The organism is Pseudoalteromonas sp. APC 3495, assembly GCF_030407645.1.
GTDB classification, from domain to species: Bacteria; Pseudomonadota; Gammaproteobacteria; order Enterobacterales; family Alteromonadaceae; genus Pseudoalteromonas; species Pseudoalteromonas tetraodonis.
This window is the reverse complement of the sequence record NZ_JASDDA010000038.1, coordinates 21,949-37,847: the sequence shown is the minus strand read 5'-3', so window position 1 is coordinate 37,847 and position 15,899 is coordinate 21,949. Positions and strand designations below refer to the sequence as shown.

Sequence of the window (15,899 nt, the reverse complement as noted above, 5' to 3'; positions counted from 1 at the left end):
ACTTATTGTTGAAAGCGCCGATAAGTTTTAATAGACGTATTTTTGAATGGAAAACCATATGAATCTAACAGTGAGTCAACGTATTTGGGGTGGTTTTATATTTATCACTTTATTACTTTTAATTATTGGCGGTAACTCTTTAATAAAAATAGCAAATATAGATCGTTCAACTCAAAAAGTTAATCAGCTATCGCTTCCTGCATTAAACAAGAGCGCTCAGTTACAAGCAGAATTTATTTTGATGAGTAAAGCCGCTCAAGCTAGTTTCCATATAACATCGGCTCAAGAACTCGCCACGTTAAAAGCGCAAATAGAAGAGCAAAAACAAATATTTAATAAATTGCACCGCGAACTACAACAAGTTGTTAAAGACGATCCACAGTTAAACAAAAGCAGCCTTGAAGTTGAAAAAACCTACCAGAGCTTTTCAAATATCATAAACAGCCTGCTTAAAGATAAAAACACCCAGCTAGTGCTTAACAAAAAGCTCAAAGCTCAATTAGAAACCGTTGAGCTTGCGGCAGAAGATGCAAACTCTATGGTGCTTGATATTATTGATATTGATGGTTTAGAGGATAATCATCCACGCGCTTATCAAGCAGCTAATAATCTAGAAAATAACTTTATGTCCGTGGTTACCAGCAGCACCGACATGCTAACCGTTAAAACGCTTAACACGCTCGATATTATCAAAAATGAGCAAGTGTATTACTTTGAAGAAGTCGTTCGTACCGTTTCATTAATAAAGCCGGCGATAGAGCAAAGTCACAGCAGCTTGTTTAATGACTTAAAGGGTTATGTAGATACCCTAGAGAGCAATATTTTAGGTAACGATAGCCTTTCAGCTAATAAAAAACGCCTTATTGACGCAATAAGCACAACCGAGCGTGAATTAACAGAGTCTGAAAAAGCGACTAAAACAGCGCTTAGCCAAATTGACGAATTAGTATTACAAGCCAGTGGCGTTGCATTTACATTACAAGAAGGCGTACGTAGTGACGTAAACTCAGCTAATTTATGGACATGGATAGGTATGATCATTGCGACTATTATCGCTGTGCTTGTAGCCATCATTACGGTTAACCGTATTACTAAGCCATTAGCGGAAGTAAATCGTATTCTAGATATTGTTGCCAGTGGTGATATGACTCAACGCTTAGATGACAGCGCAAAAGATGAATTTGGTGAGTTATCGAAAAGTTGTAATACCTTAATTGATAGCTTACGTAGCTTAATCACCGGTATTATTTCACGTTCAACACAACTTGCAGCCGCTTCTGAGCAAACCTCAACAATTACCGGTGAATCAAGCAAAGCAATCAGTAATCAGCAAGCGCAAGTAGAGCAAGCAGCAACCGCAACCACTGAAATGAGCAGCACATCACAAACAGTGAGTAATAGTGCGCAACAAGCACTGAGCGAAATTAAAAATGCCGATAAAGAAGCGGAGCGCGTTAAAGGTATTTCAAATCAAAATAAAGCAACCATTGAGCAACTCGCCTACGAAGTAGACGAAGCATCAAGTGTTATCAATAAACTACACAAAGATAGCGCATCAATTGGTAGTATTTTAGATGTTATTCGCGGTATTGCCGAGCAAACTAACTTACTCGCACTTAATGCAGCGATTGAAGCCGCTCGTGCCGGAGAGTACGGCAGAGGCTTTGCTGTGGTAGCTGATGAAGTAAGATCGCTTGCGAGTAAAACACAAGAGTCGACCCAAGAAATTCAATCTATGATTGAATCACTACAGTCGGGCGCTGAAGAAGCGGTTAAAGCTATGGAAAAAGGTAAAGAACGCGCGGTTTCGTGTGTTGAGCAAAGTGACTTAGCCAACAGTGCACTGGACTCAATTACCCTTGCAGTATCACAAGCGCATAATGTCAGTGAAGAGATATCAACAGCAGCACAAGAGCAACAACAAGTATCACAAGAGATCAGTGAGCGCTTAGAGTCTATTGTTGCTATTGCCGAGCAAACAGCAGAAGGCGCTGTACAAACGAATATTTCAAGTTCAGAAGTGGCTAAATTAGCCGAAGAACTAAGAATATCAGTAGAGAACTTTAAAGTATAAATATCGCGCTGTAAGTAGCCTTAGAGCTACTTACAGCTCATACCCTAGTAAGTCAGCGTAAAGCCCCCTTATTCCTCTTCAGGCATACTTAAACAGCTCATCCGCACTCTAAATCAACAACACCAAACGACTTAGCCCGTAAAGTCATTTAATGCTCATACTCTTTATGTTTTTTAGTTATAAACAACTGATGCCATTATCTACGGAATAATTCGTGGTGCTTAACAAAAGCCAATTAGCGATTTAATTCAATGGGTATCATTACGGTGATATGGTTTCGGTGGATGATAGAGCAGATTTTAAAAACAAAAAACCCAGCATAAGCTGGGTTTTTACATTTCTGAAAGAAAACTAAATTACTTGATTTTAGCTTCTTTGAAAATCACATGTTTACGAGCCTTAGGATCGAATTTTTTGATTTCCATTTTTTCAGGCATGTTACGCTTGTTCTTGTCGGTAGTGTAGAAAAAACCAGTACCAGCAGTTGAAACTAAACGGATCTTATCGCGCATAATTCAGTTCCTTAAACTTTTTCGCCACGAGCACGGATTTCAGTAAGAACCGTGTCAATGCCTTTTTTATCGATAATACGCATACCTTTAGTAGTAGTGCGTAATGTTACAAAACGTTTTTCACTTTCAACCCAAAAACGGTGTGTTTGTAGGTTAGGTAGGAAACGACGTTTAGTCGCGTTTCTCGCGTGTGAACGGTGGTTACCAACCGCTGGACGCTTACCTGTAACTTGACATACTTTAGACATGTCTATATATCTCCAATAACTTCGCTCGAGCTTAATTTTCCCTAAGGCCATGTATTTGTGCCCTAGAGATAAATCGAAGGGCGCTCTTTATACAGCTTTTACAGGCAAAGATCAAATACTGATCTTATCCAACCAGCTCATGTGTAAATTTGATAGCGGCTAATTATAAAGATCGAATGCCCTTAGGGAAAGTAAAAACTGCATTTAAATTAAACTAATTTGCCAAAACGCACTAAACCGCTCATTTTTAGCACATATCTGAAGCGATAAACTCAAATCAGTCCCCGTTCGGCAAACGAAACACTGCTTTCACCACCAATAATAATATGATCCAACACATTTATGTCGACTAATTGCAGTGCTTGGCACAACTTATTGGTAATGAGCTTATCGGCCTGACTCGGTTCTGCAATACCACTGGGGTGATTATGTGAAAAAATCACCGCCGCCGCATTATTTTTCAGTGCCGCCTTTACCACTTCACGCGGATATACACTGGCCGCATTAATTGTGCCGTAAAATAATATTTCATCTTTTAATAAACGATTTTGACTATCAAGGTACAACACCATAAATACCTCTTGCTGCAATCCACGCATTTGCAGCGTTAAATAGTCATAAACGGCTTGTGGAGAGTTAAAAACGGCGTCGCGTACAAAGCCTTCTTGCATGTAACGCTGGCTTAGCTCAAGTACTGCTTGTAGCTGAACATATTTAGCCATTCCCAAGCCTTTTTGCGCACAAAACTCATCTATGCTGGCATTAAACAAATTATGCAGGGTTTTATTTTCGTTGATCAGATGCTGCGCCAACTCTATGGCATTCATGCCGGGTAGGCCCGTGCGCAAAAATATAGCTAATAGTTCAGCATCAGAGAGTGCCTTTGCGCCCTTTTCTAGCAGTTTTTCTCGCGGGCGGAGCGAATTAGGCAGTGACGTTAATTGCATGATTCATCCTTGAAAGGTTACTGTACTGTATAACTGTAATGCAAAATCAAAAATTAGCGCGATAAAACGCATTTTATCTTAGCTGTCACGCTCAAGATTTGTTATTTTAGCCACCATATTTTATAAAATTGATGAACAACCATGATTAATTTAACAAATAAAAAAATAGTGCTGGGTATTAGCGGTGGAATTGCAGCGTATAAATGTGCTGAACTCGTAAGACGCTTAAAAGACCATGGTTGTGACGTTAAAGTAGTAATGACCGAATCAGCAAAACATTTTATCACCCCGCTAACCATGCAAGCTGTGAGTGGTGAAATGGTGTCTGACTCATTGCTAGACCCATCAGCCGAAGCCGCTATGGGACATATTGAATTTGCCAAATGGGCTGATTTAATTTTAGTTGCCCCTGCCACCAGCAATATTATTGCGAAAATGGCCGCAGGGATTGCTGACGACTTGCTCACGACTTTATTACTGGCGACCCCCGCAAAAGTTGCCATAGCGCCAGCTATGAATCAGCAAATGTACGCACACCTTGCAACGCAAACTAATATAGCCACTTTAAAGGCTCGTGGCGTTGCTGTTTGGGGACCAGGTAAGGGTGAGCAAGCTTGTGGTGATGTCGGTGCTGGGCGAATGCTTGAACCGCATGAATTAGTGAGTTTATGCACTGAACCTGCGCAACCACAACTCTTAGCAGGTAAAACAATTACAATTACCGCAGGCCCAACCCGTGAACCTCTCGATCCTGTTCGTTTTATATCAAATCATAGCTCTGGAAAAATGGGCTATGCACTGGCGCAAGCTGCGTTATCATTTGGCGCACACGTGAACTTAATTTCAGGCCCGGTAACTATTACAGCACCGCAAGGTGTTAATTTAATTAATATAGAAAGTGCTGAACAGTTACTGCATGAGTCACTCAAATATGCGCCTCACTCAGATGCCTTTATTGGTTGTGCCGCTGTGGCCGATTATCGTGCAGCAAGTATCGCCACGCAAAAAATGAAAAAACAAGGCGATGAACTCACTCTTAGCTTAGTTAAAAACCCAGATGTAATAGCCGCGGTTGCAAACCTCACACAAAACCGCCCTTACACCGTCGGCTTCGCCGCAGAAACGCAGAACGTTGCTAATTACGCAAAGGGGAAACTAACCAATAAAAACCTCGATATGATTTGTGCCAACGATGTATCGCACAGTGATGTAGGCTTTAATTCTGAGCGCAACGCACTCACCCTGTATTGGCAAAATGAACAACTCGACTTACCTGAAACCAGTAAAATAGAAATAGCGGTTAAAGTGATCGAGCAGCTCGCCAAACGATTATAAAAAGGCTGGAAACAAACTGAATAAAACATTAACATGATGACGCCTTGTGACCTTTTGGTGTAATTTTACTACGCTAAAATAGCTTAACGCTTGCGCATTACTAATGTATCGCTGTAATACGTGCAAAAACACCCCATTGAGTATTGCGCGCTGTAACACTTGGCACAAAGCTGTGTTATCGCACATTTATGTTGAAAAAAATAACTATTAAAAAGGAATGTTCATGCCTGCGACAAAAAAAAGTAATCGCAAAGAGCAAATACTGCAAGCACTCGCACAAATGTTAGAAACCAGCCCAGGCCAGCGTATTACAACAGCCAAACTTGCCGCAGAAGTTGGCGTATCTGAAGCCGCTCTTTATCGCCACTTTCCTAGTAAAGCGCGCATGTTTGAAGGGTTAATTGAATTTATTGAAGACACGCTGCTATCACGTATTAATCTTATTTTAGATAACGAGAAAGAAAGTAAAGCACGTGTATACAACACCCTATTACTGCTGCTAACGTTTGCCGAAAAAAACCCAGGCATAACCCGTATATTAACAGGCGATGCTCTACAGGGTGAACAAGAGCGACTTCGTGAGCGTGTACAAGGCTTATTTGAAAAGCTAGAAACCCAATTTAAACAAATCCTTAGAGAGCGTAAGCTACGTGAAGGTAAAAACTTCCAAAGCGATGAGTTAACCCTAGCTAACTTTTTGCTTGCCTACGTTGAAGGTAAAATGAATCAGTTTGTGCGCAGTAATTTTAGTGCACGACCTAGCGAGCAATTTGAAAAACAATGGCCAGAGCTTCAAAAAATTTGGTTATAAGGTTTTAGTTAATTTTGCTAGCAAGGTTATTAAATTAAACTATTTAGCCATTTCTTATAATCTATTCCACATAAACTCTGTGTTCTTTTTATAAATTAGACTTAAAAATAAATTTGAACACAGAGCTGAAAGTAAAAAAATTGAAAACCACAATTAAACTTCCGCTTCCCTAACTTTTTACGGATACTTAGCACCTCGCATTCCGTAGCCCGAAAGTTTTACCTTTTACCTTTTACCTTATACCTTATATTTTTAACCTCTCATCTCTGCCCTGCTACCACTTATCGTATCTACTCGAATTGTTATTAAAACTCGTTACAATAAAATAATGTTAAAAAACGAGAATCTATAATGAAAACACAACTCACTCTTGTAGGCTGTGCACTTATTACCAGCTTAACGAGCGCCAGTGCTTTAGCTAATAAGCCACTAGAATTTAAAGATGTATTTGATTTTAAATCTGCAAAAGGCACGCAGCTTTCTGAAAATGGTCAAATCCTTTCTTTAAGTGCAACCCCTTATCGCGGGAATGCTACCGGGAAAGTCTACTCACTCAATAGCAATAAGCTTATTGCTGAAGTGGAACGAGGAACCCGTCCTACCATTAGCAAAATGGCAAACTGGGTCGCATTTACGCAGGTGCCTACTCTGCTTGAAAAAGAAACCACTAAGAAAAAAAGTGACTTAAAAAATAACTTAGTATTAGTGAACACCCAAACCGGTGAGCAGCAAAGCTTTAATAATGTAAAAGATTACGTGCTAGCTAATAACGGCCAGTGGCTGGCCTATCGCAAAAATGAAAACGCTGAAGAAGACGATAAAAAGCTCGACAGCGACAGCGCTATCACTGCCGACAAAAAAGATAAAAGCTATCCGCTGGTTATCATCAACTTAAGTGACAAACGCACTCATACTCTTGAAAGTGCCTTTACCTATGGCATTAGTGCCACCAGCGATCAACTATTGGTGAGTCAAAGCTATGTGGATGGCGGCAATAATCAAATTACCTTATTTTCACTCGATAATTTTACCAGCACCGTATTAATTGATGAGCCTGGTGTGGTTGCTAGCAAAATAGCGTGGCACCCAATCGAAAAAACCGTTGCGTTTACCTTAGGCAACTATGTAAACGATGATAAGCGTCGTCGTCAGTACGAATTAACGCTGTGGCAAAACGAGACGCTTACAACTGTGCAGTCACCTAACCCAGAATGGTTAATGGGCAAAACCGCGACATTAACTTGGGCCGAAGATGGTACACGTTTATACTTTGAAAACCGCCCAAAACTCGCTGCAAAAGTTAAACAAAAAGAATACACAGATGAGTCATCACTGTATGACTTTGAAGTAATTCGCGACCATAAAGGGTTAAATGTATGGCACAACAATGACGCGCAAATTAAACCTCGCGAAGAGCAGCAATGGAATGAAAATAATAAAAACCGTCATTACACTGCGGTATACCATGTAAACTCACAGCAAGTCGTTCAGTTAAGCACGCCAAATATGCCTGAGCTGGCGCTTAATACTGAGCGTGCCACTTCATTGTTAGGCTACTCAAATTTAGCGCATCTTGAAAAAGTAATGTATGGCGGTTTTTTTGCTGACTACTTTGCTGTTGATATAAACACGGGTAAACAGACTCCTATCATTAACGACTATGCATTTAGACCGAGCCTTGCGCCCAATGGGCAGTTTGCTGCTTACTTTGATAATAACCAAGTACAGCTTAAAAACTTAGGTAATAATAAAGTGAGCGTACTCAGCAAGGCGATTAACGCCACGTTTGCCGATGACAAACACGACTATCCATCCAAGCAGCCTGGTTATGGTTTTGCAGGCTGGCTAAACGATAGCAGCGAAATACTGGTTTACAGCAAATACGATATTTGGTCGTTTAACGTCAATACCAAGCAAGCTAAACGCTTAACTAATGGTAAAAAAAGTAACACGCAATACAGAGTGATCAAACTTGATAAAAACCAAGTAGCCTTTAACAACAATGATACGCTCCTGCTTTCTGCAATTAATTTACAAAGCAAGCAAAGTGAAGTGGCAAAACTTAATTTAGCAACTCTTGAAGTCACTAAATTACTTACAGGTAATAAGCGCTTTGATGTAATTAAAAAGGCCAAACATGCCGATAAATACTTATTTACTGAGCAAACCTATCAGCAATTTCCAGACATTTATCAAACAGACTCTAACTTTAAACAACCACAACGCGTAACTAACCTTAACCCTCAGATAAGCAACTTTGCTTGGGGACAAGCACCTGAACTCATTAGCTATAAAGGCTTTGATGGTGAAGATTTACAAGGGGTATTAATCAAGCCTGCCGGCTACAAAAAAGGCGATAAAGTGCCTGTTGTGGTGTACTTTTACCGCTACATGAGCCAGCGCATGTATGACTTTCCAAAAATGGAATTAAATCATCGCCCTAATTTCCCGATGTTTACCTCAAATGGCTACGCCATTTTTTTACCTGACATTCGCTTTGAAATAGGACACCCTGGTAAATCTTCAACTCAAACCATGATCAACGCCACCCAAAAGCTGATTGATTTAGGCATTGCCGACCCAGATAAAATAGGTTTACAAGGCCACTCTTGGGCGGGTTATCAAAGTGCATTTATGATCACCCAAACTGATATGTTTAAAGCAGTGGTATCGGGCGCGCCAGTGTCTAACATGACCAGTGCTTACAGTGGCATTCGCTTAAAATCTGGACTTGCACGCCAATTTCAATACGAAACAGGGCAAAGCCGTATTGGTAAAAATTTATTTGAAGCACCTGAGCTTTATATTGAAAACTCACCGGTATTTTTTGCCGATAAAGTAAACACGCCTATCTTAATTATGTTTGGCGACAAAGATGATGCGGTGCCATGGCATGAAGGCGTGCAATATTACTTAGCGCTTCGCCGCGCAGGTAAAGATGCAACCTTTTTACAATACGAAGGTGAACCACACCACTTGAAAAAGTTTCCTAATCAGGTCGATTTTTCAGTGCGTATGATGCAGTACTTTGATCATTATCTTAAAGGCAAACCGGCCGCTAAGTGGATGAAAGAAGGTGAAGCGTTTATCGAAGAGTAACCACTAGAAGTTAAAAACCCCGATAGCACTGCATGATATCGGGGTTTTTAACTATGTAACTATCACCACTTTAAAGAGAGTGTCCAAAGTAATAATGTGCCCGTCAGATCTTTAGCTGAAGATCTACTCGCTATCACTGCAATGCAGAACTGTATTTTGCATACAAAAATAGCGCAAGCTAGATAACCCTTTCTTTTTGTAGTTATTTACTCGGTACTTTTATATGAGCGGGTTATGAGTAATAATCAGTTAATAAAAAAGACACAGTCTAAGAGAAATAAAGCATGCTAGATTTTTGGTACAAAGGACTACCACAGTATCCAAAAGATCATAAAGACTTTTGGCGCACACGCTTAATTGCTCATTCATTATTAACGGCAACCTGCTACTTTTTAGTTTTAACCCTACTCAACCTGTTCTACTTTCACAGTTACGATATTGCCGCCATTGATGCATTAGGCTTAGTTATATCATTAGCTATTTATGGCTGGTTTAGTAAAACTGCAAATGTAAGTGCTGCGGCATGGGCGGTTACATTTATGGTCGTTAGTTTAATAATGACATTTGTTATCTCTGTAGGTGGCCTTGCTCACTCTTTATTTTGGGCAACACTTATTCCCCCTTTTGCGTTTTTTTTAGTGGGTAGAAATTGGGGAAGCATTTTTAGCGCCATTGCTTTTTGTATTTGTGCTTACCTAACTTATAAGCAACAACAGCTAACCGTCACTATAGGGCTGGGCTCTTTATTTAATATCATTGAGGTCAGCATTGCCCATATCTTAATTTTCAGATTTTATGAAAAAACACGTTTTTCTGCATATGCGCATTTAACAACCCGTAATATAGAGATTCAACATCTCGCTGAAACAGATAAACTCACAGGGCTTTATAATAGGCAAAAATTTGATTATGCATTGTCGCAAGTCATTACCAGCAGCAAAGAAACAAAAACCACAAACTGCTTATTCATTTGTGACATTGATCACTTTAAGAAAATAAACGACGCCTATGGTCATTTAGTCGGTGATAAAGTGCTAGCTGAGTTTGCTAAACTAATTAAAAGTAGCATGCCCAACCACTCATTAATTGCACGTTGGGGGGGAGAAGAGTTTACTATTATTTTGCCAAACACCTCACTGACCAATGCATTAGCACAAGCAAACGCGTTAAAAGACTATATTTCGACACACCCTGTTGCCAACATTCAGCTAACCATAAGCATAGGGGTAGCTACCATCAGTTCTGATGATTCAGTTATTAGCGTGTTAGAACGTGCCGATGGCGCACTATACGAAGCTAAAAATAATGGTCGTAATTCAGTTTATTTTAGCGACAATAAACTAACAATAGTCGCTTCAGCTAGCCTTTTATAACTAAGGAAGGTACCCAATTAATGTATCGACACACACCAAACTAATTATAAAGAACCAATAACAGCACAAAAAACCAGACTAAAAACCCATTAAAACTGACTTTTAAACTCAGTTCGCGTATTCTTAACCCCCTGATTTGAATAACCCCTATACCAAAATGAGCAACGCCACTCCCCCCTTCTCTATTTCAGCTAGCATGACTCACAGTATGGTAAATATTAGTGAAGTTTTAGGCAAAATCAGTGCCTTATATTCTCCTGCAATGCTTGAGCACTATAAGCAACAAAAAACCGCCTCCCTGCAAATCAATAACCTTGATATTCAATCAATATCATCTGGCCTATCAACCCCAGATAGCTTATTAGCCTTGCATCGAAGCTTAATCAAAGATCTGAGTGAAAAATCGGGCAGTTATAGGCAGCAAAGTTTAGCGTTAAAAAGTGGTTTGCAAATGGCACCACAAGCAATGCGAGTACCACAAATGGTAGAGGAGTTATTTGCTTGGTTTAAAACAACCGCGCATCATCCTTTAATCAGTAGTGCAGTATGCCATTATGAATTACAGTTTATTCAACCTTTTGCACAGGGTAATACTGAAATAGCGTGTACGTGGCAAACCCTGCAATTATCGCAGTGGCATTCGCTATTTTCACTAATAAATATTAACAATGTTATAGCGACAACTCGCCGACATTATTTTGAAAGCATTAACCTGAGTACCAAGTCCGGTGACTCATCCGTGTTTATTGAGTATATATTGGAAGCATTACTAGCGGCACTAAATTCATTAGAAAGTGATTTAAAATCAATAACAAAAACCAAAAACCCCCAACAACCCCCTCAAGTTAAACAGGCTATAAATGTAGACTTACAAGCCCCCCAAGCCATCGCTTTAATTAATGTATTTACCCAAAGCGAAAAGCCATTAAACCGACAAGAGCTACAAAATAAGCTTGGATTAAAAGACCGTAAACATTTTAGAGAGCGCTACTTAAAGCCAGCCATTGATGCTGGAATTATAGAAATGACTATTCCCGAAAAACCAAATAGCAAAATGCAGCAGTATAAACTTACCCAGACGAGTTAAAAACTTAAGTTATAAACAGAGCAGGAATAAACGCCACCTCAAAGATGAAGTGGCGTGTCAATACGCAGTTTGCAGCTAAATTTTATAATTGTTTAAAAACAATTACGCGTACTGCCCGGCGGCAAATCCACAGCTCCACGCATATTGGAAATTATAGCCTCCTAGCCAACCCGTTACATCGGTTACTTCGCCAATAAAGTATAAGCCTTTAGCTTTTTTAGCCTCAAATGTCTTTGAGCTCAACTCGTCGGTATCTACGCCGCCTAAAGTAACCTCTGCGGTTCTGTAACCCTCGGTACCATTTGGTTTAATTTGCCACGCATGAATATAATCAGCAAGCGCGTCTATTTGGCCATGCGTCAGTTGATTAATATTACAATCGGGAATGGCGTTACTGTCGTGGAGTATTTCTACAAAGCGCTTAGGTAGGATAGTCGCAAGGCTATTTTTCAACGATTTTTGCGCTTGTGTTTCTCGCCAATCAGCTAGCTGTTGCTTTAAATCTATTTCAGGCAGTAAATTGATCGTTACCGCCTGACCTGCTCGCCAAAATGAGCTTATTTGCAATATAGCAGGCCCAGATAGACCACGATGAGTAAATAAAATATTCTCTTTAAATACGGTGCCATCTTCGCTTGCAACTTCACAAGGAATACTAATACCCGAAAGCCCTTCAAAACGGTCTTTATCGTGCTGATGTAAGGTAAAGGGAACTAAAGCAGCCATAGTCGGCAATATCTTTAAGCCAAATTGCTCTGCAATTTTATAGCCGATTGGCGTAGCACCCAGTTTAGGCATGGTTAACCCACCCGATGCAACCACAAGCGACTCACAAGTAAGTGTTTCTTGTTCAGTGGTCACACTATAGCCGGTAGCTGTTTTAGCGACATTTAACACTTCGCTGCGCAGTTTAATAGTAACGCCCGCCCACTCACACTCGGTTAGTAAAATATCAACAATGTCTTGTGCGCTATTGTCACAAAATAATTGCCCGAGTGTCTTATGGTGATATGCCAAACCATGTCGGTCTACAAGCTCTACAAAGTCGTGTTGCGTATAACGACTTAAGCACGATTTTACAAAATGGGGGTTTGCGCATAAATAGTTGCTAGGGCTTGCATTTTCATTGGTAAAATTACAACGCCCACCGCCACTAATTAAAATTTTACGTCCTGGCTTTTTACCCATATCAAGTACTGTGACGCTTCGGCCGCGATACCCTGCTTGTGCAGCACACATTAAACCAGCGGCTCCGGCACCAATCACTATCACATCAACGTGAGTCATTTAGTTATCTCTTAAAAACTTTTGTGAATTATAACAAAGTTTCAATAATAACCAGATAGCCAGAACGTGTTTATCTTAAGCGTAAGCAGGACGAAGAAGCTTTGCTCGATTTGTTACTTAGCCTACAAGGCTTGTTTTAACCCGCAAAGGTCAACACCCCTTTTGTATTGTTTTTAATTTATCAATAAAAGTTAATTAATGATAAAAAACACCAAAAAAATCTAATACATTAGGATCGTCAATAGCAATAAAACAAATACAAAACAACTGAAAGCGCACTAAATACGCGGTTATAACTAAATGAAATAGGTACATACGTATTTAATATTTCAAAATAGTTAACAGATCATTTACCTTTGTACCCGCTTTGTGGATTTTCACAAATAATAATAAAACTAAGGGTAATTATGACTTCTAATAATTCATTCAAAAAATGCGCTGTTGCGCTAACAATAAGTACACTCTTTGCTGCCAGCTCAAGCATGGCAAACCCAGCGCAAGCAATCGCACCTTCAATGGCAGAAACCTCAGCTAAGTTACAAAATCAAGGTGGTTTTGAGACTCAATTCATCATTAAATATAAGAATAACAACGATATGATGAGTACCTCAACCGCTGATGTATCACCAGCAATGATGAATAAAAAAGCGCAAAGCTTTGTAAAAAACTTCACCTCAAAAAAAGGCAAAGTTAAAGCCAAGTATGTTCGCGCAATGGCACTCAATAACCATCACGTAATGCGTGCCGATAAAAAACTAAACGCTGAAGAGGCCCAGCAGTTCATGCAGGAAATGGTTAATTCGGGTAATGTTGAATATATTGAAGTCGATCAAATGCTAAAACCATTTGCGACACCAAATGACCCGCGTTTTGATGATCAATGGCATTACTATGAGCAAGCCGGTGGACTTAACTTACCAACAGCTTGGGATACGGCAACAGGCAGTGGTGTGGTTGTCGCTGTGCTTGATACGGGCTACCGCCCTCACGCTGATTTAAACGCTAATATTTTACCAGGCTACGATATGATCTCTAATCTATCAGTCGCCAATGATGGCAATGGCCGTGACAACGATGCTCGCGATCCAGGGGATGCGGTTGCAGCTGGTGAATGTGGTAATAACGGTGCACAAGGCTCTAGTTGGCATGGTACTCACGTTGCAGGCACTGTCGCTGCAGTAACGAATAACGGTGAAGGCGTTGCTGGTGTTGCTTATGACGCCAAAGTAGTACCAGTGCGTGTATTGGGTAAATGTGGCGGTTTAACCTCAGATATTGCTGACGGTATCATTTGGGCCTCAGGTGGTAATGTATCGGGTACATCAGCAAATGCTAATCCAGCCGATGTAATTAACATGAGTTTAGGTGGTGCGGGTGCATGTAGTTCAACCACGCAAAATGCCATTAATACCGCTCGTAACAACGGCACAGTTGTTGTTATTGCTGCAGGTAACGATAACGATAATTCTGCAAACTACAACCCAGGTAACTGTAATGGTGTTGTTAATGTTGCATCAGTTGGCCGTAATGGTGGCCGCGCTTATTACTCAAATTATGGAAGTAATATTGATGTGGCAGCACCGGGTGGCGCGCAAAGCTTTGCTAATGATTCTGAAGGTGTTTTATCAACTTACAATTCGGGTTCAACAACACCATCAAGCGACAGTTATGGCTTTTCGCAAGGCACCTCAATGGCGGCTCCTCATGTTGCGGGTGTTGCTGCACTGATCAAACAAGCAAAACCAAACGCGACTCCTGATGAAATAGAAAGTATTTTAAAAACAACCACTCGTCCATTCTCTGCCACGTGTACCAGCTGTGGTACAGGTATTGTTGATGCGGCCGCTGCGGTTGCTGCAGCATCTGGTGGTACACCGCCAACAACGGGTGATAACGAACTTGTTGATGGAGAAGTCAAAACCGGTTTAAGCGGTGCGGCAAGTGCACAAGACTTTTACACTATGACAGTACCAAGTGGTGCAACCAATGTTACTTTCACTATGAGTGGTGGCACAGGGGATGCTGACTTGTATGTACGTGCAGGTAGTAAACCAACCTCAACCACTTATGATTGTCGTCCATATAAAGGTGGAAACAGTGAAGAATGTTCTATTGATAGTCCAACAGCCGGCACTTACCATGTAATGCTGCGTGGTTATTCAGCCTACAGTGGCGTGAGTTTAGTCGGTAACATTACGGATGGTTCAACAGATGGTGGTTCAGGTACACCTCAAGCAGGTGGCGGCACAGTGTCTGATATCACAGCAAATGCAGGTCAGTGGAAACATTACACGCTAGATGTACCGGCGGGTATGGCAAACTTTACTGTTACAACGTCAGGCGGCACCGGTGATGCAGACTTATTTGTAAAATTTGGTAGCCAGCCAACAAGCTCAAGCTATGATTGTCGTCCATATAAAAATGGTAACGCCGAAACTTGTACTTTTAGTAATCCTCAAGCGGGAACATGGCACTTAAGTGTTAATGCGTATCAAACATTCTCTGGTTTAACGCTAAGCGGTCAATACCAGCCATAAAACATCCTCTCTTTAGATAAAAAAAGCCGATACACTGTATCGGCTTTTTATTCTCTGATTAAAGTCGTCAGTGTTAAAGCGTTGCTAAAACAGCTTCAGCACTGCTTATTACAAACTCTTTGTCTTGTTCTACAAATAGACCAGTAACAACACCATTATCAACAACCATCGCGTATCGTTTTGAGCGTATTCCACCAAAGCCTGCGGTATCTTTTTCAAGCCCTAAAGCACGAGTAAAACTAGCATCACCGTCTGCAAGCATATCTATATGCTCTGCATTTTGTGACTCACCCCACGCTTTCATCACAAATGCATCGTTTACCGATACACAATAGATAGCGTTAATACCTTTAGCCTTAATTTTATCGGCTAGCGCGATATATCCAGGTAAATGAGCATTCGAACACGTTGGTGTAAAAGCGCCTGGCACTGCAAATAACACGACTTTTTTATCTGCAAATAATTCATTGCTTGTCAGTGTTTGCATACCGTCATCGGTTAGCTTAGATAGACTAACTGCGGGTATTGTTTGACCTTGTTCAATCATGTTAAATCCTTTGGGTAATTACGTAGACTTTTAGCATACAGG

At 40.5% G+C, this 15,899-nt stretch carries 12 protein-coding genes; 7 read left to right on the top strand and 5 right to left on the bottom strand.

Annotated features, from left to right (window positions below; genetic code table 11):
• The first annotated feature begins 58 nt into the window (after positions 1 to 58).
• Positions 59 to 2,074, top strand: a complete 2,016-nt coding sequence (locus tag QL984_RS14265; protein WP_290172885.1) for a methyl-accepting chemotaxis protein — start codon at positions 59 to 61, stop codon at positions 2,072 to 2,074.
• A gap of 356 nt (positions 2,075 to 2,430) precedes the next feature.
• Here the strand turns inward: QL984_RS14265 and rpmG are convergent, their stop codons facing one another.
• The 3 genes from rpmG to radC all read right to left on the bottom strand — a co-directional run bounded on the left by rpmG (position 2,431) and on the right by radC (position 3,781).
• Positions 2,431 to 2,586, bottom strand: a complete 156-nt coding sequence (gene rpmG, locus QL984_RS14260; RefSeq protein WP_004587947.1) for a 50S ribosomal protein L33 — start codon at positions 2,584 to 2,586, stop codon at positions 2,431 to 2,433.
• An 11-nt stretch (positions 2,587 to 2,597) separates the two neighbouring features.
• Positions 2,598 to 2,834 carry a 50S ribosomal protein L28 gene (gene rpmB, locus QL984_RS14255; protein WP_008464111.1) on the bottom strand — a complete coding sequence of 79 codons (237 nt, stop codon included), beginning with the start codon at positions 2,832 to 2,834 and terminating at the stop codon, positions 2,598 to 2,600.
• A gap of 272 nt (positions 2,835 to 3,106) precedes the next feature.
• Positions 3,107 to 3,781, bottom strand: coding sequence for a DNA repair protein RadC (radC, locus tag QL984_RS14250; protein ID WP_096038773.1), 675 nt, complete (start codon positions 3,779 to 3,781; stop codon positions 3,107 to 3,109).
• Positions 3,782 to 3,922: 141 nt separating this feature from the next.
• Here radC and coaBC point away from each other — a divergent pair, with 141 nt between their 5' ends.
• The 5 genes from coaBC to QL984_RS14225 all read left to right on the top strand — a co-directional run bounded on the left by coaBC (position 3,923) and on the right by QL984_RS14225 (position 11,486).
• Complete coding sequence (coaBC, locus tag QL984_RS14245; RefSeq protein WP_013465907.1) at positions 3,923 to 5,116, top strand: bifunctional phosphopantothenoylcysteine decarboxylase/phosphopantothenate--cysteine ligase CoaBC; 1,194 nt, start codon at positions 3,923 to 3,925, stop codon at positions 5,114 to 5,116.
• Between the two features lie 223 nt (positions 5,117 to 5,339).
• Entirely contained in the window at positions 5,340 to 5,927 is a 588-nt protein-coding gene (gene slmA / locus QL984_RS14240) for a nucleoid occlusion factor SlmA (RefSeq protein ID WP_008113236.1), read from the top strand.
• 351 nt (positions 5,928 to 6,278) lie between these two features.
• Positions 6,279 to 9,026, top strand: a complete 2,748-nt coding sequence (locus tag QL984_RS14235; protein ID WP_290172884.1) for a prolyl oligopeptidase family serine peptidase — start codon at positions 6,279 to 6,281, stop codon at positions 9,024 to 9,026.
• A 284-nt stretch (positions 9,027 to 9,310) separates the two neighbouring features.
• Entirely contained in the window at positions 9,311 to 10,399 is a 1,089-nt protein-coding gene (locus QL984_RS14230) for a GGDEF domain-containing protein (protein WP_290172883.1), read from the top strand.
• A 196-nt stretch (positions 10,400 to 10,595) separates the two neighbouring features.
• The gene (locus QL984_RS14225) at positions 10,596 to 11,486 is read left to right on the top strand and encodes a Fic family protein (protein WP_290172882.1); all 891 of its coding nucleotides are present in this window, start codon (positions 10,596 to 10,598) and stop codon (positions 11,484 to 11,486) included.
• A 102-nt stretch (positions 11,487 to 11,588) separates the two neighbouring features.
• On the opposite strand, the gene QL984_RS14220 is transcribed toward QL984_RS14225, so the two are convergent.
• Complete coding sequence (locus QL984_RS14220) at positions 11,589 to 12,773, bottom strand: NAD(P)/FAD-dependent oxidoreductase (protein ID WP_013465912.1); 1,185 nt, start codon at positions 12,771 to 12,773, stop codon at positions 11,589 to 11,591.
• 407 nt (positions 12,774 to 13,180) lie between these two features.
• On the opposite strand from QL984_RS14220, the gene QL984_RS14215 reads away from it, so the two are divergent.
• Positions 13,181 to 15,310: a S8 family peptidase gene (locus QL984_RS14215; protein WP_290172881.1), complete on the top strand. Its 2,130-nt coding sequence runs from the start codon at positions 13,181 to 13,183 to the stop codon at positions 15,308 to 15,310.
• A 73-nt stretch (positions 15,311 to 15,383) separates the two neighbouring features.
• On the opposite strand, the gene QL984_RS14210 is transcribed toward QL984_RS14215, so the two are convergent.
• A complete protein-coding gene (locus QL984_RS14210) occupies positions 15,384 to 15,857 on the bottom strand; it encodes a peroxiredoxin (RefSeq protein WP_013465916.1) in 474 nt (157 codons plus the stop codon).
• Between the last annotated feature and the right edge of the window lie 42 nt (positions 15,858 to 15,899).

What these genes read in the sequence shown, in the direction of transcription:
- QL984_RS14265 (WP_290172885.1), top strand. Translation starts at nt 59, where the DNA reads ATGAATCTAACAGTGAGTCAACGTATTTGGGGTGGTTTTATATTTATC.
- rpmG (WP_004587947.1), bottom strand. Translation starts at nt 2,586, where the DNA reads ATGCGCGATAAGATCCGTTTAGTTTCAACTGCTGGTACTGGTTTTTTC.
- rpmB (WP_008464111.1), bottom strand. Translation starts at nt 2,834, where the DNA reads ATGTCTAAAGTATGTCAAGTTACAGGTAAGCGTCCAGCGGTTGGTAAC.
- radC (WP_096038773.1), bottom strand. Translation starts at nt 3,781, where the DNA reads ATGCAATTAACGTCACTGCCTAATTCGCTCCGCCCGCGAGAAAAACTG.
- coaBC (WP_013465907.1), top strand. Translation starts at nt 3,923, where the DNA reads ATGATTAATTTAACAAATAAAAAAATAGTGCTGGGTATTAGCGGTGGA.
- slmA (WP_008113236.1), top strand. Translation starts at nt 5,340, where the DNA reads ATGCCTGCGACAAAAAAAAGTAATCGCAAAGAGCAAATACTGCAAGCA.
- QL984_RS14235 (WP_290172884.1), top strand. Translation starts at nt 6,279, where the DNA reads ATGAAAACACAACTCACTCTTGTAGGCTGTGCACTTATTACCAGCTTA.
- QL984_RS14230 (WP_290172883.1), top strand. Translation starts at nt 9,311, where the DNA reads ATGCTAGATTTTTGGTACAAAGGACTACCACAGTATCCAAAAGATCAT.
- QL984_RS14225 (WP_290172882.1), top strand. Translation starts at nt 10,596, where the DNA reads ATGACTCACAGTATGGTAAATATTAGTGAAGTTTTAGGCAAAATCAGT.
- QL984_RS14220 (WP_013465912.1), bottom strand. Translation starts at nt 12,773, where the DNA reads ATGACTCACGTTGATGTGATAGTGATTGGTGCCGGAGCCGCTGGTTTA.
- QL984_RS14215 (WP_290172881.1), top strand. Translation starts at nt 13,181, where the DNA reads ATGACTTCTAATAATTCATTCAAAAAATGCGCTGTTGCGCTAACAATA.
- QL984_RS14210 (WP_013465916.1), bottom strand. Translation starts at nt 15,857, where the DNA reads ATGATTGAACAAGGTCAAACAATACCCGCAGTTAGTCTATCTAAGCTA.